Here is a 24,833-nt window from a genome sequence, read left to right as displayed (position 1 = left end):
TTCTACCTTGTACATCCCTTATTCTATAGGATGATTGAGGGTTTACAGATAGTACACAACGTAGTTTATAAGGGAGATTGTTATGACAACGAACCACTTTGACGTCGTCATCGTCGGCGGAGGGCTGGCTGGTTTGTCTGCCGCAGCCTATCTGTCTTCCAAGGGTAAAAAGGTAGCGCTCCTGGAGCGTGGAGCTCTCGGCGGCCGTGCCGTCACACTGAAGATCAAGGGCTTTAATTTCAATTTTGGTGCGCACGCCATTTACGGACGCGACACATCGATTCTCAAGACATTTGAAAAGGAATTGGGCTTGCAAATTGACTGGCAGGATTTTAATCCGAACAAAGCCCGCTATGATTTAGGGGATGATCTCACGGCTGTTCCCGCAAACGTACAAGGGTTGTTCCGCACGAAACTGGTCAAAGGGTTTGACAAAGTGCTGTTCACCTTTGAAATACTGAAAACCATGCTGAAAATGGAAACCGGGCATCCGCACCTGTCCATTCAAAAGTGGATGGAGAAACAGCATGTGAGTGAAGAAGTGAAAGAAATGATGCTGACGCTTGCTTCTTCCAACTTTTTCACGCGTGAGCCGGAGCGCATCCCATCCGATGTATTTTTTTCCTACTATCGTCGCATTTTTACGACCAACAAGCCGGTAGCCTACATCGGTGGAGGCTGGCAAGCCCTGATCGATGAATTCGTACGTGTCATCGAAGCTCATCATGGAACCATTCTGACCAAGACCAAGGTCGAGGCGTTCCGAGTAGAAAATGACAAGGTCGTCGCAGCCGTAACACCGGAAGCGGAGTTTACCGCAGATGAGTTCATCAGCTGCATTCCGCCGAAAGAAATGGCCAAGGTCTTTAAAGATACCAAGCTGGAGCACGCCATCGAACAATACGCCACATATGATCCGACAGTGGTTGTGGTTTATGACGTTGGTTTGAAGCAGCGGCTGGATGTCCCGTACACGTATATCTACGACAAGCAAAACAACATCTTTATTACGGATATCTCGTATTACGACAAAAATTGTGTGCCTGAGGGAGGGCAATTGCTGCAAGCAACTGCTTATCTGCGCCAATCGGAAGTGGGGGACAAGGCGATCATCGACCAGCGCAAGCTGGAGATTGAACAGCTCTACGACAAGCACTTTCCGGGCTGGCGTGAGGAACTGGTGGTACCGCGGGTTTCTACGAGGGCGATTGTTCAGGAAATCAAATGGACCATGAACCAGGAGCCGCTGCCAATCAGTCTGCCGGATTATCGAAATCTCTTCTTTGCAGGCGACTGGTGTGCAGGGCAGGGGCAGCTCTCAGAGCTCTCTTTCTCGAGCGCGTACGATGTGAGCAACCTGATCCTTTCCAAATAAATACGGGGAACGATGAAGAAAAGGCGTTTTTCCTGCAAGGGAAAAGACGCCTCTTTCTTTTTCTTTGAGTTAGTCGAAGAAGGCCAGGTGTCAGGAAACCAAAGCAGACCCATTGTTACAGGGGACGAATCATAGAGCGTACAGCTCGTAAACCATTCGGCCGATTTTGGCCATCACCTGATTTGCTTTGACGATGTCAACATCACGGGACAGAAGGCAGATCGTGATGGCACGATCCCCGACGTAAAAGATCCCGATATCATGAGCCGTGCCGGTAACCGTGCCGGTTTTGTTAGCCAGCTCCCATTTTGGCAGCATGCCGATCCACTCTCCATCCGGATCAGGCAGCAGGTACGGAATACGATCGCGATGCTGCTGCTGTTTGAGGATTTGGATCATTTGCAGGCAGCTGTTGTAGGAGATAAATTTGCCCGTGGCCAGAGAGCGGAGGTGATTGCCCAGGTCAGCGGCAGTGATCTCATTATAGCCCTCCAGCTCTGCCGGAATAATCATCAGCTTGTTGTAAAATTGACTGTTTTTCATGCCCGTTTTGCTGATCGCCGATTGAATTGCTTCTGTGCCGACTAGATCGATGAGCAGGTTGGTCGCCGTGTTGTCGCTTTGTATGATCATCAACGTAACCAGATCATAGATGCTCCAGGAGGTGCCAGGCGTCATATGCTGCAGGATGCCAGCCCCACCGACCTGGTCTTCCTTGCGCAGGGTGATTTTATCCTCAAGCGCAAATTTTCCTGCGTAGCTCTCCGCAAAAACGGCTGCCATGATCGGTACCTTGATCAAGCTTGCGGCATAGAAGCGTTCATCCTGGTGCAATCCCCACACTTCGTTTGACTGTAAATCTTCCAGGTAAATCCCCCATTGTCCCCCACACTCGGTAATTAAGTCATGAATCGATTTTTCTAATGTGGCAAGCACAAGAACACATCCTTTCGCACCAGTGTTATAGTAGACAAAATTTTCTCAAGATAATATTATTTAATCATGCAACCTAGAATCAAGAAAAAAAGTTTCAAGAGGGGGGTTTTTATGAAAGCGCTTCAAAAGTTGTCACTCAGTTTTGTTTTACTGAGCAGCTTAACCCTGGCAGCCTGTGGCGGCCAACAGGCTGTTCAGCAGCCATCTGAGCAAAAACCTGCAGAGACACCGGCAGCGCCACAGGAACAAGCGACCGCCGGGAACCAAGAAATGCGTGTAAACCTTAACTCAAGTGACCCAAGCACACTGGACCCGGGTTTGGCGGAGGATATTCCTTCCATGTCCATTGCCCGAGCTGCCTTTGACGGTTTACTCCGCCTCGACGTAGACGGCACCATCAAAGAATCAGTTGCAGAGAAATATGAGGTATCCCCTGATGGCCTGACCTACACCTTCCACCTGCGCGATACCAAATGGTCCAACGGTGACCCTGTGACGGCAGGAGACTTCGAGTACGCCTGGAAGCGCGTACTGAACCCGGAGACCGCTTCGGGCTACGCCTATCAGCTGTACTTCCTGAAAAACGGGGAAGCATACAACGGCGGAAAAGCTTCCGCTGATGAAGTGGGCGTAAAGGCAACGGATGAGAAGACACTGGTGGTTACGCTGGAAAATCCGGCACCGTTTTTCCCGCAGCTGGTTTCCACCGTCACCTATTTTCCCGTAAACAAAAAAGTAGTGGAATCCAACAAGGATTGGGCGAAGAGTCCGGAAGCATACGTGGGCAACGGTCCCTTTGTCCTCAAGAAATGGGATCACAAGTCCGTTATCGAGCTGGAGAAAAACGATACGTACTGGGATAAAGACCGCGTAAAACTGTCCAAACTGATCGTCAACATGATTGAAGATGCCAACACGGAGCTGTCCATGTTTGAAAAGGGTGATCTGGATTGGGCAGGCTCGCCGCTTGGCGATTTGCCGCTGGATGCACTCGACTCCCTGAAGGATTCGGGCAAAATGCAATCGAAAGCGACGGCTGGAACGTACTGGTACATCTTTAATACAAAACAGCCGCCATTTACCAACAAACATATTCGTCAGGCTTTTGCCTATGCAGTGAATCGCCAGGAAATCACGGAAAGCGTAGTCCCATACAAGAGTACCGCTGCGCTGGGTATTCTGCCGCCAACCATGGCACTGAACCCGGACGGATATTTCAAGGACAACGATGTGGAGAAAGCAAAAGAGCTGCTTGCCCTGGGGATGAAAGAACTGGGCATTACCAAGCTGCCTGAGCTGACTCTCGCTTACAATTCCAGTGAAACAAACCAGCGTGTCGCGACGGTCATCCAGGACCAATGGAGAAAAGCGTTTGGTATCGAAGTCAAGCTTGTCAACAAAGAAAACAAAGTACACCGTGAACAGATGAAGGCGGGCAACTTTGAAATCGGCCGTGCCAGCTGGATTGGTGACTTCAACGACCCGATCAACTTCCTGGAAGTCTTCAAAGGCGGTCTGAACACTTCCAAATGGGAGAATAAAGAGTTCCTCGATTTGTTGGCATTGTCCTCCAAAGAAGGAGATGTAGCCAAGCGAAACGAAATTTTGAAGAGAGCAGATTCGATCGTGATGGATGAAATGCCGGCATTGCCGATCTACTACTTTACCTATACATGGGTAAAACAGGACAGCGTCAAGGATGTCGTGATCGATGCCCTCGGTTTTATTGACTTCAAGTACGCATCCAATGAAAAGTAATGAGCAGGGAGTGACTTACGTGCGTCCAATTATTGGCGTAGCCAGCACCAAGATGTTCTTTCCGGGCAATTCGCTTGACCAATTTTTCTATGTCGGTTCCGGATATGTAGACGGGCTTGCCCGCACTGGCGGTATCCCGTACATTTTGCCGCTTTTGACGGTAAAAGGGGCTCCTTTTCGGGAAATGATCGAATCTCTGGACGGCATTATCCTGACCGGCGGCGATGATCCGGCCCCGCATCTGTACGGGGAAGAGCCGCTGCAGGGTCTGGGCGAGGTTGAGTTCGAAAGAGATCTGGCTGAATTGGAAGTAATCAAGCATGCGCTGGAACTGAAAAAGCCTATCCTGGGCATCTGCCGCGGAATGCAAATTCTCAATGTGGCCGCTGGGGGAACCTTGATACAGGATATTCCTAGCCAGGTTCCTGGGGCGTTCCAGCACGCGCAGAAGGGCTCACGCCAATACGGAGCGCATAAGGTGAAGCTGCAGCCTGGCGTGGTGGCAGAAGCGCTCGGCAAAACAGAAATACTTGTCAACACTTCTCACCACCAGGCAGTAAAAGACGTGGCACCCGGTTACCAGGTGACGGGCGTTGCTGCTGACGGAGTGATTGAGGCGATCGAGAGCCTCGACGGGCGAAATATCGGACTGCAGTGGCACCCGGAGCGGATGTGGGCACATGACGACAATATGTTGAAAATCGCAGAAATGTTCGTTGAAAAGTGCAGACAGGCAAAGCTTTCATCACTGTAAGCCATAGACATGCTTGTTTTGACAGGCAAAAAAAGGGTCATGGGAAATGACTGCAGGACTGCTCTCTATCTGGGGGCAGTCTTTTTTCGTACTGGTCCACGTACAGGAGTTCACAGCAGGAAGAATACAGGAGCCGTGCAGAAATGAAAGGACGAATACAGATCGAAATTCGGATCAGGTATACTGGAGAAAAGGGGGATGGCATATGCTGACAGTCGGAACGAAAGCACCTGTTTTTACAGCCGAAAGCACGAAAGGGCCCTTTGCGATTCAAGATGTGCTCGGAAGCAAGTGCGTTATTCTTATTTTTTATCCTGGGGATGATACACCGATCTGTACCAAGCAGCTTTGTGCGATCCGCGACGGGTACAGTGAGCTGGAAGCAAATGACGCAGTCGTACTTGGTGTAAATCCGGCAGGTTTATCCAGTCATCAGGCCTTTTCAGGCAAGTTTGGCTATGATTTTCCCTTGGTCGTCGATCGGGATGAGTCGATTCGAAAGGCGTATGACGTGGGAAAGATTCTCGGATTTTTCGCCCAGCAGCGGATCGTGTACATCATTGGAAAAGACGGCAAAATCATCTATGCCAAAAAGGGAAATCCCCCGGTGGCGGATTTGCTGCAGGTTTTGAAGAGATCAAGCAAAGAATGAATAGATGACATCACCCTTGCGTCCGGATGAGGAAAAAGCGATAATAAAACCATGAGAATGTATGTTTGGTGGTCGTGTCGATGAAAAAGATCCTTCATGTTGATATCGATGCGTTTTATGCCAGTGTGGAACAGCTTGACAGGCCGGAATATCGAGGAAAGCCAGTGATTGTTGGCGGCAGCAGCAATCGAGGGGTTGTGTCTACCTGCAGCTACGAAGCGAGAAAATTCGGGGTTCGTTCAGCGATGCCGGTCGCCTTGGCGAAAAAGAAATGTCCGCACGGAATCTTTCTTCCTCCCCGTTTTGACCGCTACGTGGAAAAGTCAAAAGAAATCCGCCGGGTATTCTCCGCCTATACGGAACGCTACCAGACCGTCGGTTTGGACGAAGCCTATTTGGACATGTCCCATTATGAGAACGCCATGCCGGCAGCACGGGAGATCAAGCGTCGGATTCGCCGGGAAACTGGTCTTACCTGCAGCGTCGGCCTCTCCTACAACATGTCACTTGCGAAAATCGCCAGTGATTTGAAGAAGCCGGACGCCTTTGTCGTGATACGTCCAGAGCAAGCATTGGAGGTCTTGCGGGAGCTGCCGATCGGTACTCTCCACGGGGTTGGCAAAAAAACACAAGAGTTTTTGGTGAAAAAGGATATTCATACCATCGAAGATTTTTGGCGCCTCTCGTTGGATGAGGCTGTACAGATGCTGGGAAAGATGGGGCATGCCCTGTATTTCCGGGCGCGAGGCGAGGATGACCGTGAAATCGTCACAGAGCGGGCCCCCAAGTCATCCAGTCGGGAAACGACACTCTCCTTTGACTTGTACACGCGAGAGACGATTGCCCCGATTGCATACTCGCTGCTTCAGGAAGTGCAGCAGGATATTCGCGACGAAGGTGTCATTCCCCAGACTATTACGCTGAAAATCAAATATGCCGATTTCACGATCAGAAGCAAACAGCGAAAACGAGAGTATGGAGCCACGTGGGATGAACTCTTGGAGGATCTTCTGGATGCTTTTGATTACAGTCCCGGCGTTCGTCTGGTGGGTGTCGGTTTTTCCAATTTCGCATCACCTGATGAGGAGAGATACGAACAACTCAGCCTTTTTTCCTGGAACAGCTTCCGCTAAAGGAAAGGGCAGAGGAGAGGATGCCTGTGAATCACGAAGCGAGGTTTCATTGTTGTGCCACCTGTATCCATTTTCGCGTGGAAAAGGGGGCGAATGGCGTAGCTTACCGCTGTTCAAGGCTCGGATATATGACGAAGCCCTCCTATCAATTTCGATGCTGGGTACCGAAAGAACAGGTGCAAAGGCTGATGGAACAGAAACATAAACCATGAAACCGAAAAATATGCGAAGAACATGGGAAAAGAGCGGAGTCCAGTTTTACCTACAGGTAATAGAATGTACCATCTACACGGTACAGGAGGGAATGGAAACGGCATGTTGCATAAAAATCATCCGTTCATGCAGGCGCACAAAGACAAGAGTGTCATCATGATTCATCAAGGCGTAAGCGTCCCGTCCCGATCCGGTGACGCGGGTGGCTCTGCTCAGCCGGTCACAAATGCAAAGAAATCCAAACGTAGCGCTCGTTAAGGGGGAGCCAATGCTCCCTCTTTTTCTGTGAAAAACGGTCATGATCGTTTTGTTTTGCAAGGGGATGGCTGATTATGGTATAGTAGGTGCCGAAATCGCGGTTCTTGCTAGATGTGCATGGGGGTGCCTGAGTGTTTCTCGAGAAACTGATGCCAGATCAGTACGTGGAGTCTATCCACCATATCGATATAGATGCATTGCGGGAAAGAAAGATCAAGGCGGTCATTACCGACCTCGACAACACGTTGGTTGAATGGGACAGGCCTTGTGCAACGCCAGAGGTAGAGGAATGGATTAAACGTTTGCAGGAGGCAGGCATTCAGGTGACCGTTGTATCCAATAATAACCGGGACAGGGTGGACAAGTTTTGTACGCCGCTGGGTGTCCGGTTTATTTCCGCTGCCCGAAAACCGGGCAATCGCGCTTTTCTGCAGGCGGTTGCCGAGATGGATGTGACGATTCCGGAGACGGTTGTGGTTGGGGATCAGCTGTTTACCGATGTGCTTGGCGGCAAGCGGCTCGGCTTTCATACCATTTTAGTCGTGCCGGTTGCGCAGACGGATGGCTTCTGGACCCGTTTTAACCGCAGGATGGAGCGTATGGCATTTTATTGGATGCGCAAGAAAGGAATGATTTCGTGGAAAACAAAGGGATAGCGGAACAGCAAAACGGTACCTGTGCAGGGTGCGGGATCGCCATCCAGACAGAGGATGTAAAACGGCCAGGCTATGCGCCTGCCTCGGCTTTGAAAAGAGAGACCTTGATTTGTCAGCGTTGTTTCCGGATCAGGCACTACAACGAAGTAGCGCCGGTAGGCATGGGCGATGACGATTTTCTGCGGATTCTCGATGGCATCGGTTCTACCGAAAGCCTCGTCGTGATGGTCGTGGATATCTTTGACTTCCATGGTTCCTGGCTGCGGGGATTGCCGCGCTTTGTCGGCAACAACCCGATTCTTTTGGTGGGCAATAAAGTAGACCTGCTCCCCCAGAATATCAATCTGAATCGCGTTCGCAACTGGATGCAGCACGAGGCCAAGGAGCGCGGCTTGCGACCGGCCGATGTCGTCTTGGTCAGTGCGCAAAAGGGGCTGCACATCGATGAGCTGCTCTCTCGCATCGGACAGCTGCGAAAAGGGCGGGATGTCTATATCGTCGGGGTCACCAATGTCGGGAAGTCGACACTGATCAATCGTATCCTCCATGATTACGGGTCCAATGAGATGGAGATCACGACATCTCCGTTCCCGGGGACGACCCTGGATAAAATTGAAATTCCGCTGGAAGGCGGCCGTTCCATTTATGACACTCCTGGTATAATCAACCGTGATCAAATTGGACATATGATCACACCGCAAGACTTGCGGAAAATAACGCCAACCTCTAGAATCAATCCAAAAGTGTATCAATTAAATGACGGACAATCGCTGTTTCTGGGCGGTCTGGCTCGGATTGACTTTGTTCGTGGGCCGCGTCAACCGCTTGTGGTCTATATCAAAAATGATCTCTACATCCACAGAACGAAGCTGGAAAACGCGGATGAAGTGTTTCAGAAGCACCATGGCGAGCTCCTCGCGCCGCCAACCGGTCGCGAGGCTGCAGAGCAGTTGCCTGCCTTTATCAAACACTCTTTTAAAATTCGACCTTCAGACACGACTGATCTGGTCATCTCGGGACTGGGCTGGGTAAGCCTTACAGGCAAGGAGGAGGCCCATGTAGTCGTGCATGCGCCAAAGGGCGTTAGTGTGGGCATGCGAAAAGGCCTGATCTAAAGTCAGCTCCGCTTGAGGTTCCATATGCTAGATAGAGAGAGCAGAGGGGAAGGAAAGCTTATGATAACAAGCAAAACACAATTGGTTGGTTTGTTGGGGCATCCCGTTTCTCACTCGCAATCACCGCTGATGCAGAATGCGGCATTTGTTGAAAAAGGCTTGAACTACGCTTATGTAGCGTTTGATGTTGACCCGGAGCGTCTGCCCGAGGCTGTAGCTGGTATCCGCTCGCTCGGCATCCAAGGGGTAAATGTGACAATTCCCCACAAGGTAGCAATCATGCCGCTGCTCGATGAGATCGACCCGCTGGCTACGCGTATCGGTGCGGTTAATACCGTCGTGAACCGGAATGGTTATTTGATCGGCTACAATACGGATGGACTCGGTTATGTGCGTTCACTGGAAGAACAGACGGGAATCACGTTGGAACAGCAAACGGTGACCATGCTGGGAGCCGGAGGTGCTGCCCGGGCTGTCGCCTTTACCTTGGCAGAGCGTGGTGTGCGGGAGATCCGCATTATCAACCGTTCCCGCGAAAGAGCAGCCTTGTTGGCCGATCATGTCGGAACCATCGTGCCGACCAAGGTCATCGACCCGCAAGATGGGCAGGGAGCCATCGCAGATTCCAGCTTGCTGATCAATACCACATCGATTGGCATGTTTCCCCATATGGATGAAATACCTGTCCAGGAAGAGTGGCTCCATTCCGGTTTGATCGTCAGCGATTTGATCTACAATCCGCTGGAGACGCGTTTGCTCAAGGCCGCTGCTGCTCGGGGCGCGCAGGTTCACTCGGGAGTGGGCATGTTTGTCAACCAGGGTGCGCTTGCTTTCGAGCTGTGGACAGGTGAAGAAGCACCTGCCGAGACGATGCGGCAAGTCGTGCTGCAGCAGTTGGGCCCATAGCCTGGAAGTCAAACAAGCGCGATGGAAACATGTGCTGTGCAACTTAAAGGGATACAGGATACCGGAATAAAGGTACAATGTAAGAAATGAGATTGACCGAAGATTTGATGGTCCACGTGTATAAAAGGAGATATGTTCATGCTGACAGGCAAGCAAAAACGTTTTTTACGGGCAGAAGCCCATCACCTCACCCCCATTTTTCAGGTGGGAAAAGGCGGCGTCAATGACAACATGATTACGCAAATCAAAGAGGCGCTGGAAGTTCGTGAACTGATCAAGGTATCCATTTTGCAAAACAATCTGGACGACAAAACAGAGGTAGCGGAGGCTCTTGCGGCGGGGGCAGAAGCGGAGCTGGTACAGTTGATTGGTCATACGGTCGTGCTGTACAAGGAGTCCAGGGAGAATAAAAAAATCACCCTGCCGTAGATGATGGATAACAAGAAGAAGCAGATCGGCATTATGGGAGGGACCTTTGATCCGATCCATCTGGGGCACCTGCTTGCCGCGGAACAAGCAAGAGAGCAGGCTGGTCTGGATGAAGTCTGGTTTATGCCGACACATATTCCGCCGCATAAGTGGCGTGTAGAATTGACGGAAGCGAGCCAGCGACTGCGCATGGTAGAGTTGTCCGTAGCGGACCATCCTGCTTTTCGGGCGCATGATCTGGAGCTGCATCGCGAAGGGCCATCGTATACCTACGATACCGTACGTACCCTTTTGCAAACCCATCCAGACTGCCAGTTTTCATTTATCATCGGCGGTGACATGGTACAGATTCTGCCACAGTGGCATCGGATCGATGAGCTCGTCCAGATGGTACGCTTCATCGGTTTGGCTCGCCCTGGGACCAAGCTGGAAAACAGTTCGTACGCAGGACTGGTTACGTTTGTCGAGATGCCTGCTTGGGATCTGTCTTCTACCTTGATCCGGGAAAAGGTCGCACAAGGCAAAAGCATCCGTTACCTGGTGCACCCGGAAGTGGATCGGTATATAAAGGAGAGAGGACTTTATGGACTGGCTACGTGATCGGAACGCACTACTCGAGCGGGTACGGGCACAGATGCATGAAAAGCGCTATCAGCATACGCTGGGCGTGGCTGCGTCGGCCCGAGAGCTGGCGCTTCGGTTTGGAGGAGATCCAGATAAAGCCGAACTGGCGGGTTTCCTGCATGACTATTGCAAATGCTGGCCTGTTGATCAGCAGCGGGATATCCTCGTCCGCCATGATTTGCCAGACGAATTGTTAAACGGGGACAAGGAGCTGTGGCATGCGTTTGCCGGAGCCATTGTCATCCAGTCGGAGATGAATGTCACAGACCCGGCAGTGATTCAGGCAGTCCGCTATCATACGACAGGACGGCCCGGTATGACCTTGTTAGAAAAAATTGTTTGTGTGGCAGACTATATAGAACCGGGGCGGGATTTTTCCGGTGTGGACAAAATCCGGGAATTGGCCCAGAAAGATCTGGACAGGGCTTTGGCGACTGCCTTTGGCGGCACCATCAAGTTCTTGATCAAGAAGCAAAAAACAGTGTTTCCTTTGACGCTGTTGGCATACAACGATCTCGTATCCCGGCTGGATACATGAGGAGGAGTCAGATGGTAAAAACAGTGGAGGCCCTGGCGCGTCTGGTGGCAAAAGCAGCAGAAGAGAAAAAGGCAGAAAATCTCGTGATTATGGATATCAGCAAGCTGTCTGTGATTGCCGATTATTTCATGATTTGTCACGGCAACAATGAACGCCAGGTACAGGCGATCGTTACAGAAATTCGTGATCGGGCACATAAAAACGGCTACAACGTACGGGGGATTGAAGGCGCTGACGAAGGCCGCTGGGTATTGGTTGATCTGGGGGACGTGGTCATTCACGTATTCCATCGGGAAGATCGGGAGTTTTACAACCTCGAGCGTCTCTGGGCGGAAGCGCCGCTCGTCACCTTTGGAGAGGAAGGCTGAGAGCGATGGCATACGGTCAGATGGCAACCGTCTATGACCGGTTGATGGCCGATTCCCCCTATCCGCAGTGGCTCGATTGGGCGGAGGGAGTATGGGTCAAAAAAGGGAAGCCGCAGCGTATAATGGACCTTGGCTGTGGAACGGGCAGTATCGCCATTCCACTGGCCAAGCGAGGGTATCGGGTGACAGGTGTTGATCTGTCTGCCGAGATGCTGGCGGTCGCCTACGACAAGATGAGACGGGAGCAGGTGAGTGTCACCTGGGTCGAGCAGGATATGCGCGAACTGGAACTGCCTCAGGCTGACAGCATTATCTCCTTCTGTGATTCGCTCAGTTATCTGACGGAGGAGGACGATGTGCAGCAAACCTTTTCCCGCGTCTTTGCCCATCTTCAGCCTGGCGGCACCTTTCTGTTTGATGTCCACAGTCCATACAAAGTTCTGCACAGCTTTGGCGATCAGACGTTTACCTTGACGGAGGACGAGATTTCGTACATTTGGCAATGTTTTTGCGATCCGCTTCGCATGGAGGTTACGCATGAACTCACCTTTTTTCTGGAGCTGGAAAGCGGGTTGTACCAGCGTGTGGAAGAGGTGCATGAGCAGCGTGCCTACCAACCCTATGAGATTGTCAAATGGCTGAGAGAGGCAGGATTTGTCGACGTGGAGCTGACGGCAGATTTTACGGATCTGCCTCCCCACGAGACGAGCGAGCGTTTGTTTTTTCTTGCACGTCGTCCATAACGTTGACATGATTGGCATGGATTGTCTATAATCGGATTAAAATCGTATATCGACAATGCGTCGAAGAGGAGTAGTACGAAAGTGAAACGGTCCAAGAGAGTTGACGGCCGGTGAAAGTCAATCCGTCCCTTTCCGAACTCGCCTCGAAGCACTGTTCCTGAAGACCGTCTTCTTGACTGGTTGTGTAAGGAGGAGCGTCTGATCCACGATACGGAAATGTAAGCGGGTGAGCTAGATCTCAGACAACAGGATTGATCCCTTTTGTTCATACAAGTGGACGATCGATTGTCTGCCAATGTTCACCAACCTGGGTGGTACCGCGGGAGAATAAATGATCCTCTCGTCCCTTTTCGGATCTCGATTGGGGCGGGAGGTTTTTACATTTTTTGGCATTTTTATGAATCAATGATAGGAGTGCGTATCAATGGCTTACAATCATCATGAAGTTGAGAAGAAGTGGCAGCAGTACTGGGAGCAAAATAAAACCTTCAAGACACTGGAGGATTCGGGCAAGAAAAAGTTCTACGCCCTTGACATGTTTCCTTATCCTTCTGGTGCAGGGCTGCACGTCGGTCACCCGGAAGGCTACACCGCTACGGATATTCTGTCCCGGATGAAGCGTATGCAGGGCTACAACGTTCTGCATCCGATGGGCTGGGATGCATTTGGATTGCCTGCAGAGCAATATGCGCTGGATACTGGAAATGACCCGGCTGAATTCACCGAGCGCAATATCAATACATTCCGCCGCCAGATTAAATCGCTGGGCTTTTCCTATGACTGGGATCGCGAAATCAACACAACCGACCCTCACTACTACAAATGGACGCAATGGATCTTTACCAAGCTGTATGAGCATGGCTTGGCCTATATCGACGAGGTAGCGGTAAACTGGTGCCCTGCTCTGGGAACCGTGCTTGCCAATGAAGAAGTCATCGACGGAAAAAGTGAACGCGGTGGACACCCGGTAGAACGCCGTCCAATGAAGCAGTGGGTGCTGCGGATCACCAAGTACGCAGATCGTCTGCTGGAAGATCTGGAGGAGCTGGACTGGCCGGAGAGCATCAAGGAAATGCAGCGCAACTGGATCGGCCGTTCTGAAGGGGCGGAGGTCGTGTTCTCCATCGAGGGACATGATGATACCTTCACCGTCTTCACAACCCGTCCGGATACCCTGTACGGTGCGACGTTTGCCGTGCTGGCACCTGAACACAAGCTGGTAGAGAAAATTACCACGCCAGAACAAAAGCAGGCAGTGGAGGACTATCTGGAGCAAGCCAAACACAAAAGTGATCTGGAGCGTACCGATCTGGCGAAGGACAAAACCGGAGTGTTTACCGGGGCGTACGCCATCAACCCGGTCAATGGAGAAAAACTGCCGATCTGGGTTGCCGATTACGTCCTGATCAGCTATGGTACTGGTTCCGTAATGGCAGTACCGGCTCATGACGAGCGTGACTACGAGTTTGCACAAAAGTTCAACCTGCCGATCAAGGAAGTCATCCGCGGCGGCGATGTGTCCAAGGAAGCGTATGACGGTGACGGTGAGCATATCAATTCCGGCATTTTGGACGGACTGAACAAAGAGCAGGCCATCAGCAAAATGATTGAGTGGCTGGAAGCAAACAACAAAGGAAAGCGGAAAGTAACCTTCCGCCTGCGCGACTGGCTGTTCAGCCGCCAGCGATATTGGGGAGAGCCGATTCCGATCATCCATCTCGAAGACGGGACGATGAAAGTGGTTCCGGAAGAAGAACTGCCGGTAATTCTGCCAAAAACGAAGGAAATCAAGCCATCCGGTACGGGTGAATCACCGCTTGCCAACATTGCGGATTGGGTCAATATCATCGATCCGGAAACCGGCATGAAGGCCCGCCGCGAAACCAATACCATGCCACAATGGGCGGGAAGCTGCTGGTACTTCCTGCGTTTTATCGATCCGCATAACGACAAGGCGTTTGCCGATCCGGACAAATTGAAGGAATGGCTGCCGATCGATATCTATATCGGCGGTGCAGAACACGCAGTTCTCCACCTGCTTTACGCTCGTTTCTGGCATAAGTTCCTCTATGACATCGGGGTCGTTCCGACGAAGGAACCGTTCCAGAAGCTGTTCAACCAAGGCATGATCCTCGGTGAGAACAACGAAAAGATGAGCAAATCCAAGGGCAATGTAGTGAACCCGGATGAAATCATCAACAGTCACGGTGCCGACACGCTGCGCCTGTACGAAATGTTTATGGGGCCGCTGGATGCCTCTATTGCCTGGTCGACAAAAGGATTGGACGGCGCACGCCGCTTCCTCGACCGCGTATGGAGACTGTTCGTGGATGACAATGGTGCGCTGAACACCAAAATCTCTGCAAAAGCTGATGTGAAGGCATTGGAGCGCGTCTACCACCAGACCGTGAAAAAGGTGACGGAGGACTACGAGGGTCTTCGTTTCAACACAGGAATTTCCCAGCTCATGGTCTTCGTCAACGAAGCATACCGCGCAGACGCTCTGCCCAAATCCTACATGGAAGGCTTCGTGAAGATGCTGTCTCCGATTGCACCGCATCTGGGTGAAGAGCTGTGGGAAAAACTGGGCCATAGCAATACGCTGTCGTATGAGCCATGGCCACAGTACGATGAGTCGAAGCTGGTGGACGATGAGGTAGAGATCGTTCTGCAAATCAACGGGAAGAACCGTGAAAAGCTGCTGATTGCGGCTGACGCGACGAAAGAACAAATGGAAGAGATGGCTTCCCGCAATGAGACGATCAAAGAACTTATTGAAGGAAAACAAATCGTGAAGGTCATTGCTGTACCAGGCAAGCTCGTCAATATCGTCGTAAAGTAATAGAGAAGTGTGAGCGCACTAACATTTGCGCCTATCATACGAAATGGAGCCATCATTAGGTGGCTCCATTCTTTTTTACCTGACATGAGACACAAAAAACAAAACGACTGCTACCTGAACATCAGCTCCTGTTCGGTGAAAGCTCGAAGGGTGGCACATGCTGCAACTGGAGTTTCACAACCTCAATATCTTCCGCAAATTTGCGGTGGGTGCGCTGGTATACCTGACGAAACAGACCGGGCACGGATTGTTGCAAGGCGATCAACCCTTCACCGGTGACACCGCCTGGTACACAAACCCTTTGTTCCAAAGTGGACAACGAAAACCTCTCTTTTTTGAGCAGCTCGGCCATTCCGATCACCATTTGCATGGCCAGATAGGAAGCGGCTTCGGTGGAAATGCCAGTCTCCTCGACAGCATCGTCAATCATGTTTCTCAGGATATAGCTGAGAAAAGCAGGACCGCAGCTGCTGATGTCGGAGGAGATCCGTAAAAACTGTTCCGGGACCTCAATCGGCTGACTGAAAGCAGAAAAAAGTGAGAGAATTTTCTCGCGCAACTCCGGTGTGATACGTGTCCCAAACTCACACAAGCAGACACCGCTTGCCGCCGCATTGGTAATGCTGGGCACCACTCTTGCCACAGCGCAGGACACGAGCTCTTCCAAACGCTCCAACTGGACGGGACTTGTGATGGTAATCAACAGATGATGGGGAGTCAGTTCCTCTTGAAGCTCAAGCAGAATGCTGCTGTATTCCAACGGTTTGACGCATAACAAGAGCATGCGGGCTTCCCTGGCCACCTGTGTATTGTTCGTCGCCACAGTTACGCCCGGATGACGCTCCGCAACGGCTTCTGCTTTGACGGGAGTGCGATTGGTTACGATCAACTGGCTGGGAGACAGGGCTTTGGACGCAATCAGTGCATCAGCCAACATGCTGCCCATGCTGCCCGTGCCGATTATGCCGATCCTTTCCATTATCATTTTCCTCCCTACACTCATTCTCATCCCATTCTATGAGTGGTCCTGAATGTTCATACCCTTACTTTACGCGGACTTGGTCCTTCATCCGATCGTACATCTTATCCCCAATCCCGCTGATTTTTTTGAGTTCATCAGAAGAGCGAAAACCGCCTTTTTCATTCCGGTACTGTAGAATTGCTTTCGCCCGGGCTTCACCTACGCCCGGCAGCGTCATCAGCTCTTCTAGCGAAGCAGTATTCAGATTGACGCCCTTCGTCTCACCAGAGGCTGATGGGCCGTTCGCTGTAATGGGCGAGGCTGGAGCAGTCAAGGCTGAATGAACCTCCTGCTGCTCGCAAGCTGATCGAGCTCCCCGCTCCGGAATGATGACTGCACTCCCGTCTGTCAAAAGCTCTGCAAGGTTGATGCGTTCTACATCACCCTCGGGCAAAACGCCGCCTGCCTTGGTCACGGCATCCGCTACGCGGGCACCCTGCGGAAAGGTGTACAGCCCAGGCTGCTTTACCTTTCCTTTTACGTCTACATAGAGCAGGGGAGGTGGGGAAGGCGTGTCAGAAGGAGGTAGAGGAGGTAGATCCGGTCCTGCAGTTGCAGGCAGGATGTTACTGCCTGAAGCGTTCCCTTCGTCGCGCAAAGCAGGGGAACCGTCAGCGCTTTTTCTGCCGGGATTATCATCTGTGCTGTCCGCTTCAGCAGCCCATGCCGCTTCAGCGAGAGGAATCCCTGCGTGTGCAGTCTTGCCTCCTGCGTAGTAGATCCAAAAGCTGATTCCGACAAAGAGAATGGCAACAGTAGAGAGAATCCATTTCCGATAACGTTCCCACAAGTCAAACAACATGCCTGGGCACCCCCGCAGCTTACTTTGATCTTATGGGCATCCTACAAAATGATAGAGGGAGTCGGCAAATTTATTTTCATAGAAAACAAGAAAGTCATGTCCGTTTCGTTGATCGCATGCGGTCACATCTAAATACTATAAAAATATCAAGAGGGTTTTCACAAAAAAAGCCCCGCTTGTCTTTCGACGCAGCGAAGCCTATTTCAATAGGTTTATGAAGTTTGCGGTAATTTCCCCTACATTTGCAGCAGTTCATCCATTCAGCTTGATGCCAATCCAGTCATCCATCTGTTAGCCGATCTGCTGCAGGGAATCCTTTTTTCGGCGAACCTCCACGTTGGGACTTACATACGGACCGAACTGATGCTTTTGTTCAATGAAAATCTGATGCCACAGCATGAAGACGAGAATCGTCCAGATTTTCCGGCTGTAGTCAGCCATGCCCTCGCGGTGTTCATCGAGCATGTATAGGACATAGGCCTTATTGATCAGGTGATCGACATTGGATTCAAAGATCAGTTCTTTGGCCCATTTGTAAAACTCATTTTTCAGCCAGTAACGGGTAGGAACCGGGAAGCCCAGTTTCTTTCTGGTTTTGATCTCCGGCGGAAGCAGATCCTTCATCGCTTCACGCAGAACATGCTTGGTTGTGCCGGCTGCGATTTTGTATTTCGTCGGGATCGTAGCGGCGAATTCAAAGACCTTGGTATCAATGAAGGGGACGCGCAGCTCCAGCGAATTGGCCATGGTCATTTTGTCTGCCTTCATCAAAATGTTGCCGCGCAGCCAAGTGTGAATATCGAGGTACTGCATTTTTGTCACGTCATCGTATGCCTGTGCCCGCTTGTAAATCTCTTCGGTGACAGACCACGGGGTGCGGTAATGCTCCGAGTGGAAAATATCCTCGGTCACAACCTTCGATTTCATCTCTTCGCTGAAGATCAATGCATTTCCAAAAAAGCGCTCTTCCACCGTTTTGGAGCCGCGAATCAGGAAGTTTTTCCCTTTTACCTGATCAGGCAAACGTTCTGCCAGTGAACGGACTGAGCTTCTCATCCATCCGGGCATGTTGGAAAACATGCGCAGGGAGTGTGGCTCCCGATAGATGTTGTAGCCCCCGAAAAATTCATCCGCGCCTTCACCGGAGAGAACCACCGTGACGTGCTCGCTGGCCATTTGTGCCACAAAGTAGAGCAGGATCGCCGATGGATCGGCAACAGGTTCATCTTGGTGCCAAATCAGTCTCGGCAACTCGTCCATGTAGCGTTGAGCGTTGACGACCAGTTCATGGTGTTCGCTCCCCAGATAGGCTGCTGTTCTGCGAGCGTAGTCCAGTTCGCTGTAGCCAGGGATATCGGAGCCGACGGAAAAGGTTTTGACATTCTCGAAGGTCCGCAACATCGCAACGATGCTGCTGGAGTCGACGCCACTGGATAAAAACGCTCCACGGGGCACTTCACTGATGCGATGCTTGTCTACGGATTCCAGCATGATGCTGCGTGTGCCCTCCACGAAATAGGAGAAAGGCTTGCTCTCATCCGGATTGAATTCCACGTCCCAATAGCGTTCCAGGTGAATCTGATCGTTCTGAACGATAAAGAAATGGGCCGGCGGAATTCGGGAAATGCCCTGATACATAGTGTCAGGATCAGGTACGTATTGGAATGTCAAATAATGGTAAAAAGAAGTGGGATTCACTTCCCGTTTGACGCCAGGCAGCTCCAGCAGGCTCTTGATCTCACTGGCGATACCGATGGAGTCATTCGTTTCTACATAATAGAGGGGTTTGATCCCGAAATGATCCCGGGCCCCAAACAAGCGCTTGTTGCGTGAATCGTAAATAGTAAAACCAAACATGCCCCGCAGATGCTTGGGTGCGTCTGTACCAACCTCTTCGTACAGATGCAGAATCGTTTCGATATCGGAATCTGTATGGAATACGTGTCCGCACTCCTTCAACCACTGCTGCAGTTCTTTGTAGTTGTAAATTTCTCCGTTACCGATGATCCACATGTCGCGGGTTTCGTTGCATAACGGCTGATGGCCGCCTTCCACGTCAATAATGCTCAGACGGCGAAAGCCCAGGGCGATATTGTCTTCCACATGAAATCCGTCATCGTCCGGACCGCGGTGCAGGATAACACGAGTCATGGCGCCAATCGTCTCCTGTTGGACGGGCGCTTGACGTTTGTTGTAGAGTGATACGATTCCACACATATGAAATGACTCTTCCTCTCACTCAGATTGCTCTTGCTAACTCTATCACGGATTGGCAGTCAAATCAATCTTTCCAATTGCCCAACAAGGTCTTGGGGAGCAGGAGGCGGAGTTTTTTCTGCATATATTTGACGAGCAGGTTGCTCTGCTAGTTTTGTCCCCAGCTCAGCATGTACACTGTAGCTTCAAATAAGCAAATGGCGGGAGGAGATGATTATGACAGCTTTTCGGGCAAGCCTTGCACTGCTCTCAGGTGTGTTAGCTGGTGCCTACTTGCATATCGCCTGGCTGTTTTTGAGCTTGGGGCTGCTGGCAGCAAGCTGTCTGCTGCTTCCCGAGAAAGGGAAAAAACAGCGAATCGGGGCAGCCCTGATTCTAATACTGGCGGGATTCTACTTCCATGCATACGATGCCGCCCACCGCTCCAGTCTGCTTGCGGTAGCGGCGGAGGAGCGCAGCGTGCTGGCGATCGGTACCATCGATTCTTCCGTTAAGCGGGATGGCGATTCAGCTCGCTTTTTCCTCCGGGTACAGCTTGTTGGAGAAACGAAGGATACAATGCAGGAGCTTCTGCGATCAGAACGGATTGCCTTGCGGGTCAAGCTCTCAGATGAGACAGAAGCTGTCGCCGTAGAAACATGGCTGGCAGGTGATCAGCTCATGGGCCGTCTCCATCTGGGATTGCCCAGTGGTCCTCGCAATCCACACGCGTTCGACTACGCACAGTATTTGCGGTGGCAGGGTGTAGCCGTAACAGCCGAGGCAGCGTTTGGAGAGCTGGAACAGGAGGTGGGGAAGGGTGGCATGTTCAGCCTGTTTCAAAAGTGGCAGAGCCAGGCAGCCAAACGGGTAGAGCGCGTGTTTGGCGATTCGGAAGTAGCCGGATACATGAACTCCCTCCTGCTGGGTGTTACGGACCGAGTCACTCCAGAAACAAGGGAGCTGTATACAGATCTGGGACTGAGTCATGTGTTGGCCATATCCGGCTTGCATGTCACGCTTGTAAGCGGGATGTTTCTATGGGCGATTGAGCGGATAGGTGTTCCAAGAAAGATGGCCCTCTTTTGCACGATTGCCATGCTTGCAGGTTACGTACTGATCGTCGGGGCTAGCGCTTCCGCTGTTCGTGCAGGAATGATGGGAGGACTTGGCCTTTTCTTGCAAACGATGGCCCGCAAACTGGACGGAAAAGACCTATGGGGATGGGCCTTGATGGTCATGCTGATCGCCAATCCCTATCAGCTGTGGCATATCGGTTTCCAACTATCCTTTGCCGTTACACTGGGTTTGCTGCTCTTTGTGCCGATCATACAGCAATGGATTCCATACGGTCCTGGATGGCTGCGTGCCAGCTTGAGTGTTACCATCGCCGCAGAGGGCGTATCATTTCCTTTTCTTGTCTACCACTTTCATCAATCCTCATCCGTGTCCTGGCTGGTCAATCTGCTCGCAGTGCCGATCCTCTCTCTTGTTGTGCTGCCAGCAGGGTACATCGCGCTGCTGCTTAGTCTAATTCATCCGGCTTTGTCCATCCTCCCGGCCAGCACAGTGGCGTGGACTTTGGAAAACCTTCATGCCCCCTTGTTTCGGTTGCAGGCGGCACATGTGCCTTTTTCCTACTGGCCGCATCCGCCGTGGTGGTGGATGAGCCTCTATGCTGGCTTTTTGTCGCTATTGCCCATCTTGTGGAAAGTAGGCTATCATCGGAGCAGGGATAAGCGGATGTATGTACTCACCCTGATAGGCTTGCTGGTGCTGGCCAGACAGCCTTTCACCGGAGCTGATGAAGTCCGGATTACCTTTCTTGATGTGGGGCAAGGGGATTCTATCGTTGTCGAGATTGGTAAAAGAAAGGTATACTTAATTGATGCGGGTGGGACGCCCGCATATCCGAACAGGGAATTGTGGAGGGAAAAACGCGATCCGTTTGAAGTAGGAAAAGATGTCGTGGCTCCGTTTCTGCGAGCACGAGGCATTGAACGGATCGACTATGTGGTGATGACACACGGGGATCACGACCACATTGGCGGAGTAGAGGCTTTGATCCCGCGCTTTGCGATTGGCGCCGCAATGGTCAATGGCTCACCGCCCCGTGACAAAGAAAAAGAAATTTTCGCCCATTTTGATGAAAGGCAGATTCCAATTTTGACAGGCAGGCCTGGGCATTCATGGTCGGATGCACCAGATGTGGAGTGGAGATGGCTTCATCCCGACGGAAGTTCGGCGCACACAGGCAACGATGCTTCGATAGTGCTAGCCCTTACTGCGTATGGAAAAACTGTTCTTTTCACCGGTGATCTGGAGGAGAGCGGAGAGAATCATCTGCTTTCAGGGGAACTCCTGGCATCGGTTGATGTGTTGAAAGTGGCCCATCACGGCAGTAAAACCTCCAGCACGGAAGGTTTTCTCGCTGCGATCGAGCCGAAATGTGCCGTCATTTCTGTCGGCCAAAAAAACCGCTACGGGCATCCCTCGCTTGCGGTACTCACAAGATTACAGGAAACGGGCGCAGAGATTTATCGAACCGATCTTCAGGGAGCTGTAACACTGGTAATCCGTAAAGACTCGTTTCAGTGGAAAACACAGATACACAATCTATAAATTTATGCAACCTTTTTGAAAAGCGCCCCGTCTGTAGGAGGGAGAGGAGAATATGGAAGAAGCAGAGTTGATCAGGAAAGCGCAAGCCGGGGATCATGAAGCGCTTGTTGAGCTCCTTCGAACAATTGAGAACTCTGTTTACCGTAGCGCCTTTTACATCCTTGGCAATGAACAGGATGCTCTCGATGCCGCCCAAGAAGCGCTAATCAGAATTTATCGCAAATTAAACACTTATCAGGAAAAGGCAAAATTTTCCACTTGGGTGCAGCGCATCGTAAGCAATGTTTGTATGGATAAATTTCGCGCGAAAAAAGAAACTGTCTCGATTGATGAGCATGAGCTGGTCATACCTGATCGAAACAACGTGGAAGACGAAATCCTACTCAGCAGTTTGTCAGAGGATATAAAGACAGCCATCGACAAGCTGCCTAAGCAGTACCGCATGGTGGTCGTTTTACGATATCTGGAAGACTTCTCCTATCAGGAGATCGCGGAAATACTGGAGCTTCCGTTAAACACGGTCAAGTCGTATTTGTTTCGGGCCAGGCAGCAGCTGCAGGAGCTGTTGTACGACTACCAGAAAGGGGGTATAGGGTAGATGACCGACCAAGAGATATGGGAGTACATGCAGCGGGATCTGGACGGAGACCTCTCACTGGCTGAAAAACAGCAGCTTCACGACATCCTCCTGAAAGATCCGGGCATGCAGTTAATGTACAACCGCATGAAAAACGTTTCCGCACAGTTAGCGCAGCTTCCCCCTGTAACACCACGGTTCAGCATTGTCGACTCCATTCTTCCTCAGTTGGAAGCGGAGAAGGTGAAGCCGGCTGCCGCCATCAGCGGACAGCAGCACATCTTGCCAAAGCTGGAGCCGAAACAATCGACAGAAAAAATCATCTCTTTCGATGAGCAGCCAAAATGGAAGCGTATTGCGCTATGGACGGCAAGGATTGGGAGCGGTATAGTCGCAGCCAGTTTGCTGATTGGCGTTATGTTTATCGGCGGGCACTTGAAGCCGCAGCCAGACGAAGACAATTACCAGCATGGAGCTGTCATCGAACCTCCTGAAGAGGATACGCCATCATTGGTAGGGCCACCACCTCCTCCACCAAGCAATCATTCATCTGAATCCGTAGAACCAGTTGTGGAGAAAGATCCGCCAAAACGGCAGACAAAGCAGCCGATAAAGCAGCAGAAGAACCAAACACCCGATACGAAAACGCCGTCGCCGCCGCCCAATCAGGCGACTCCCGAACCGCCGAAGCCGGACCCGAATCTACCGAAGCCTCCTGTGAAGCCTGTTATGCCAGTGCAAGAGCACACGCCGTCTTTCCCGGTTGGCGTGGAAGTCCTCGATAAAGATGCGAAGAAAGAGCAGAAGGAAAAGGAAAAAGAGCAGAAGGATCAGGAGAAGAAGCAGGAAAAGGCAGAGAAGGAAAAACAGAAGGACGAAGAAAAAACGAAAAAAGAACAAGAGAAAGAGAAAGAGAAAGATCAGCAGCAGGACAACGATTGAGTACAAAATTCATCCTGAGTTGTTATTCATGACAATCGTACTGGCACCGATCAGGTAGAGGGTGCGTATAGTAAATTATCAAGCACCCCCTGCTTACCGTTTTGGGAGGAGGAATCCCGGGGCTTCTCCCAAACGTTTACATAGAGGTGCCAACGGATGAAAACCGCGACCAACACAGGTTGCGGTTTTTTCGTTATACATTCGGAAATGACGATAAGCCAAGTTTTTCTAATGAAGGAGGACGGGGCTGTGCTATAATTACTCGGGAACAGGAAAGAGGAGGGAAAAAGATGCCGCTGCTTTCGGCTATTCGGGAGATCAGACAAAAACAATTTGCTCCTGTCTATGTACTGTACGGGCCCGAGTCTTTTCTCTCGGGGGAGTTTATGGCGCTGGCCAAAAAAGAGATGATCGATCCCGCTTATGCTGATCTCAACCTGAGTGTCTACGATTGTACGGAAACCCCGCTCGCTGAGATCTTGCAGGACACCGAAACGCTGCCGTTTTTGGGAGAGCATCGGCTGGTGATTGCCAGACAAGCTTATTTTTTGACGGGAAGCAAACCGCAAACCAAAGTGGAGAGCGGAGATCCAAATATCCTGATCACGTATCTGGAGGAACCGCCCTCCTTTACTACACTGATACTGCACACCGATGCAGATAAGCTGGACGAGCGCAAAAAACTGGTCAAAAGCCTGCAGCAAAAAGCGCGAGTGATTCAGTTTCAGCCGTTAAAGGACGCGGAGTTATATGCGTGGATCGAACGGCAAGCGGAGAGGTATCAGGCCAGCATCCAGCGACCTCAGGCAGCCAAGCTGGTCGAGAGGGTCGGTGGAGAACTGCGTCTGTTGGATAAAGAACTGGAAAAGCTGGCCTTGTTTGTCGCAGGCCAGGGCGGAGTAATCACCGATGAAGTTATCGAGAAGCTGGCATCACGGACGCTGGAACAGGACGTGTTTGCATTGATTGAAAACATCACTTCGGGAAGGCTGGACCGGGCGCTGCGGATGCTCTATGATTGCCTGCAGACGGGCGAGGAGCCGATTCGGCTGCTGGCTCTGATGGCCAGACAGTTCCGTATGCTGCTGCATGTCAAGCAATGGGCGCCGCGGGGATACTCGCAACAGCAGCTTGCCGGAATGCTGAAGGTGCACCCCTATGCGGTGAAAAAGGCCGGGGACCAGGCCCGCCACTTTTCGGTAGAGGGGCTGAAGAAACTTCTCGCCATCCTGGCAGAGGAGGACTTCCGGATGAAGTCCGGACAGGTGGACAAGCGCCTGGCGCTGGAGCTGTTCATGTCTCGCGTTTTTGAGGAAAGAATGAAAACAAGCCGTTAGGGAGACAGAAAAAAACCCGTGAACGAAATGTTCGCG

The 24,833-nt window shown here is 51.4% G+C and carries 24 protein-coding genes and 1 other annotated feature; of the genes, 20 read left to right on the top strand and 4 right to left on the bottom strand.

Annotated features, from left to right (window positions below):
* Positions 1-82 precede the first annotated feature (82 nt).
* Positions 83-1,375, top strand: coding sequence for a phytoene desaturase family protein (locus NDK47_RS17400; protein WP_251871011.1), 1,293 nt, complete (start codon positions 83-85; stop codon positions 1,373-1,375).
* A 129-nt stretch (positions 1,376-1,504) separates the two neighbouring features.
* On the opposite strand, the gene NDK47_RS17395 is transcribed toward NDK47_RS17400, so the two are convergent.
* Positions 1,505-2,311, bottom strand: a complete 807-nt coding sequence (locus NDK47_RS17395; RefSeq protein ID WP_251871010.1) for a serine hydrolase — start codon at positions 2,309-2,311, stop codon at positions 1,505-1,507.
* 111 nt (positions 2,312-2,422) lie between these two features.
* Between NDK47_RS17395 and NDK47_RS17390 the strand changes: the two genes are divergently transcribed.
* From NDK47_RS17390 to leuS, 15 genes are all read left to right on the top strand, one after another.
* Positions 2,423-4,069, top strand: coding sequence for a peptide ABC transporter substrate-binding protein (locus NDK47_RS17390; RefSeq protein ID WP_251871009.1), 1,647 nt, complete (start codon positions 2,423-2,425; stop codon positions 4,067-4,069).
* 19 nt (positions 4,070-4,088) lie between these two features.
* On the top strand, positions 4,089-4,823 hold the full coding sequence (locus NDK47_RS17385; RefSeq protein ID WP_251871008.1) for a gamma-glutamyl-gamma-aminobutyrate hydrolase family protein: 735 nt from the start codon (positions 4,089-4,091) through the stop codon (positions 4,821-4,823).
* Positions 4,824-5,028: 205 nt separating this feature from the next.
* A complete protein-coding gene (locus NDK47_RS17380) occupies positions 5,029-5,475 on the top strand; it encodes a peroxiredoxin (RefSeq protein WP_251871007.1) in 447 nt (148 codons plus the stop codon).
* Positions 5,476-5,555: 80 nt separating this feature from the next.
* Positions 5,556-6,608, top strand: a complete 1,053-nt coding sequence (dinB, locus tag NDK47_RS17375) for a DNA polymerase IV (RefSeq protein ID WP_251871006.1) — start codon at positions 5,556-5,558, stop codon at positions 6,606-6,608.
* Positions 6,609-6,628: 20 nt separating this feature from the next.
* Positions 6,629-6,820 carry a hypothetical protein gene (locus tag NDK47_RS17370; protein WP_251871005.1) on the top strand — a complete coding sequence of 64 codons (192 nt, stop codon included), beginning with the start codon at positions 6,629-6,631 and terminating at the stop codon, positions 6,818-6,820.
* A gap of 103 nt (positions 6,821-6,923) precedes the next feature.
* The gene (locus tag NDK47_RS17365) at positions 6,924-7,079 is read left to right on the top strand and encodes a hypothetical protein (RefSeq protein ID WP_251871004.1); all 156 of its coding nucleotides are present in this window, start codon (positions 6,924-6,926) and stop codon (positions 7,077-7,079) included.
* Positions 7,080-7,210: 131 nt separating this feature from the next.
* Entirely contained in the window at positions 7,211-7,735 is a 525-nt protein-coding gene (locus NDK47_RS17360; protein ID WP_251871003.1) for a YqeG family HAD IIIA-type phosphatase, read from the top strand.
* On the top strand, positions 7,732-8,850 hold the full coding sequence (gene yqeH, locus NDK47_RS17355; RefSeq protein WP_251876225.1) for a ribosome biogenesis GTPase YqeH: 1,119 nt from the start codon (positions 7,732-7,734) through the stop codon (positions 8,848-8,850). Before NDK47_RS17360 ends, yqeH begins: the two co-directional genes overlap by 4 nt.
* Positions 8,851-8,910: 60 nt before the next feature.
* Positions 8,911-9,756 carry a shikimate dehydrogenase gene (locus tag NDK47_RS17350; protein WP_251871002.1) on the top strand — a complete coding sequence of 282 codons (846 nt, stop codon included), beginning with the start codon at positions 8,911-8,913 and terminating at the stop codon, positions 9,754-9,756.
* A 138-nt stretch (positions 9,757-9,894) separates the two neighbouring features.
* Positions 9,895-10,185, top strand: a complete 291-nt coding sequence (gene yhbY, locus NDK47_RS17345; RefSeq protein WP_251871001.1) for a ribosome assembly RNA-binding protein YhbY — start codon at positions 9,895-9,897, stop codon at positions 10,183-10,185.
* Positions 10,186-10,188: 3 nt separating this feature from the next.
* Positions 10,189-10,785 carry a nicotinate-nucleotide adenylyltransferase gene (locus tag NDK47_RS17340; RefSeq protein WP_251871000.1) on the top strand — a complete coding sequence of 199 codons (597 nt, stop codon included), beginning with the start codon at positions 10,189-10,191 and terminating at the stop codon, positions 10,783-10,785.
* Complete coding sequence (gene yqeK, locus NDK47_RS17335) at positions 10,769-11,347, top strand: bis(5'-nucleosyl)-tetraphosphatase (symmetrical) YqeK (RefSeq protein WP_251870999.1); 579 nt, start codon at positions 10,769-10,771, stop codon at positions 11,345-11,347. The genes NDK47_RS17340 and yqeK overlap by 17 nt, the downstream gene beginning before the upstream one ends.
* A gap of 11 nt (positions 11,348-11,358) precedes the next feature.
* Entirely contained in the window at positions 11,359-11,715 is a 357-nt protein-coding gene (gene rsfS, locus NDK47_RS17330; protein WP_251870998.1) for a ribosome silencing factor, read from the top strand.
* A gap of 5 nt (positions 11,716-11,720) precedes the next feature.
* Entirely contained in the window at positions 11,721-12,458 is a 738-nt protein-coding gene (locus tag NDK47_RS17325) for a class I SAM-dependent DNA methyltransferase (RefSeq protein WP_251870996.1), read from the top strand.
* A 51-nt stretch (positions 12,459-12,509) separates the two neighbouring features.
* Positions 12,510-12,809: a binding site (T-box leader), on the top strand.
* A 73-nt stretch (positions 12,810-12,882) separates the two neighbouring features.
* On the top strand, positions 12,883-15,300 hold the full coding sequence (leuS, locus tag NDK47_RS17320; RefSeq protein ID WP_251870995.1) for a leucine--tRNA ligase: 2,418 nt from the start codon (positions 12,883-12,885) through the stop codon (positions 15,298-15,300).
* Positions 15,301-15,421: 121 nt separating this feature from the next.
* Here leuS and comER read toward each other — a convergent pair whose 3' ends face one another.
* From comER to asnB, 3 genes are all read right to left on the bottom strand, one after another.
* Positions 15,422-16,279 (bottom strand): late competence protein ComER, encoded by an 858-nt coding sequence (gene comER / locus NDK47_RS17315; protein ID WP_251870994.1) that lies wholly within the window; start codon positions 16,277-16,279, stop codon positions 15,422-15,424.
* Between the two features lie 64 nt (positions 16,280-16,343).
* On the bottom strand, positions 16,344-17,123 hold the full coding sequence (locus NDK47_RS17310) for a ComEA family DNA-binding protein (RefSeq protein WP_251870993.1): 780 nt from the start codon (positions 17,121-17,123) through the stop codon (positions 16,344-16,346).
* Between the two features lie 291 nt (positions 17,124-17,414).
* Positions 17,415-19,340, bottom strand: coding sequence for an asparagine synthase (glutamine-hydrolyzing) (asnB, locus tag NDK47_RS17305; protein ID WP_251870992.1), 1,926 nt, complete (start codon positions 19,338-19,340; stop codon positions 17,415-17,417).
* A gap of 216 nt (positions 19,341-19,556) precedes the next feature.
* Between asnB and NDK47_RS17300 the strand changes: the two genes are divergently transcribed.
* The 4 genes from NDK47_RS17300 (at position 19,557) to holA (ending at position 24,797) form a co-directional block, all read left to right on the top strand.
* Complete coding sequence (locus tag NDK47_RS17300) at positions 19,557-21,941, top strand: DNA internalization-related competence protein ComEC/Rec2 (protein ID WP_251870990.1); 2,385 nt, start codon at positions 19,557-19,559, stop codon at positions 21,939-21,941.
* Positions 21,942-21,993: 52 nt separating this feature from the next.
* Entirely contained in the window at positions 21,994-22,539 is a 546-nt protein-coding gene (locus NDK47_RS17295) for an RNA polymerase sigma factor (protein ID WP_251870989.1), read from the top strand.
* Positions 22,540-23,460 carry an anti-sigma factor gene (locus NDK47_RS17290; RefSeq protein ID WP_251870988.1) on the top strand — a complete coding sequence of 307 codons (921 nt, stop codon included), beginning with the start codon at positions 22,540-22,542 and terminating at the stop codon, positions 23,458-23,460.
* A 290-nt stretch (positions 23,461-23,750) separates the two neighbouring features.
* On the top strand, positions 23,751-24,797 hold the full coding sequence (gene holA, locus NDK47_RS17285) for a DNA polymerase III subunit delta (RefSeq protein WP_251870987.1): 1,047 nt from the start codon (positions 23,751-23,753) through the stop codon (positions 24,795-24,797).
* Positions 24,798-24,833: the final 36 nt, after the last annotated feature.

Origin of the sequence: Brevibacillus ruminantium, from assembly GCF_023746555.1 — a bacterium.
GTDB classification, from domain to species: domain Bacteria; phylum Bacillota; class Bacilli; order Brevibacillales; family Brevibacillaceae; genus Brevibacillus; species Brevibacillus ruminantium.
Note: the sequence above shows the minus strand (reverse complement) of the source record. Positions and strands in the feature narration are given on the sequence as shown.

What these genes read in the sequence shown, in the direction of transcription:
- comER (WP_251870994.1), bottom strand. Translation starts at nt 16,279, where the DNA reads ATGGAAAGGATCGGCATAATCGGCACGGGCAGCATGGGCAGCATGTTG.
- NDK47_RS17400 (WP_251871011.1), top strand. Translation starts at nt 83, where the DNA reads ATGACAACGAACCACTTTGACGTCGTCATCGTCGGCGGAGGGCTGGCT.
- NDK47_RS17290 (WP_251870988.1), top strand. Translation starts at nt 22,540, where the DNA reads ATGACCGACCAAGAGATATGGGAGTACATGCAGCGGGATCTGGACGGA.
- NDK47_RS17365 (WP_251871004.1), top strand. Translation starts at nt 6,924, where the DNA reads ATGTTGCATAAAAATCATCCGTTCATGCAGGCGCACAAAGACAAGAGT.
- NDK47_RS17300 (WP_251870990.1), top strand. Translation starts at nt 19,557, where the DNA reads ATGACAGCTTTTCGGGCAAGCCTTGCACTGCTCTCAGGTGTGTTAGCT.
- NDK47_RS17380 (WP_251871007.1), top strand. Translation starts at nt 5,029, where the DNA reads ATGCTGACAGTCGGAACGAAAGCACCTGTTTTTACAGCCGAAAGCACG.
- leuS (WP_251870995.1), top strand. Translation starts at nt 12,883, where the DNA reads ATGGCTTACAATCATCATGAAGTTGAGAAGAAGTGGCAGCAGTACTGG.
- NDK47_RS17370 (WP_251871005.1), top strand. Translation starts at nt 6,629, where the DNA reads ATGCCTGTGAATCACGAAGCGAGGTTTCATTGTTGTGCCACCTGTATC.
- yqeK (WP_251870999.1), top strand. Translation starts at nt 10,769, where the DNA reads ATGGACTGGCTACGTGATCGGAACGCACTACTCGAGCGGGTACGGGCA.
- yhbY (WP_251871001.1), top strand. Translation starts at nt 9,895, where the DNA reads ATGCTGACAGGCAAGCAAAAACGTTTTTTACGGGCAGAAGCCCATCAC.
- NDK47_RS17350 (WP_251871002.1), top strand. Translation starts at nt 8,911, where the DNA reads ATGATAACAAGCAAAACACAATTGGTTGGTTTGTTGGGGCATCCCGTT.
- NDK47_RS17325 (WP_251870996.1), top strand. Translation starts at nt 11,721, where the DNA reads ATGGCATACGGTCAGATGGCAACCGTCTATGACCGGTTGATGGCCGAT.
- NDK47_RS17390 (WP_251871009.1), top strand. Translation starts at nt 2,423, where the DNA reads ATGAAAGCGCTTCAAAAGTTGTCACTCAGTTTTGTTTTACTGAGCAGC.
- rsfS (WP_251870998.1), top strand. Translation starts at nt 11,359, where the DNA reads ATGGTAAAAACAGTGGAGGCCCTGGCGCGTCTGGTGGCAAAAGCAGCA.
- holA (WP_251870987.1), top strand. Translation starts at nt 23,751, where the DNA reads ATGCCGCTGCTTTCGGCTATTCGGGAGATCAGACAAAAACAATTTGCT.
- NDK47_RS17310 (WP_251870993.1), bottom strand. Translation starts at nt 17,123, where the DNA reads ATGTTGTTTGACTTGTGGGAACGTTATCGGAAATGGATTCTCTCTACT.
- NDK47_RS17340 (WP_251871000.1), top strand. Translation starts at nt 10,189, where the DNA reads ATGGATAACAAGAAGAAGCAGATCGGCATTATGGGAGGGACCTTTGAT.
- dinB (WP_251871006.1), top strand. Translation starts at nt 5,556, where the DNA reads ATGAAAAAGATCCTTCATGTTGATATCGATGCGTTTTATGCCAGTGTG.
- NDK47_RS17295 (WP_251870989.1), top strand. Translation starts at nt 21,994, where the DNA reads ATGGAAGAAGCAGAGTTGATCAGGAAAGCGCAAGCCGGGGATCATGAA.
- asnB (WP_251870992.1), bottom strand. Translation starts at nt 19,340, where the DNA reads ATGTGTGGAATCGTATCACTCTACAACAAACGTCAAGCGCCCGTCCAA.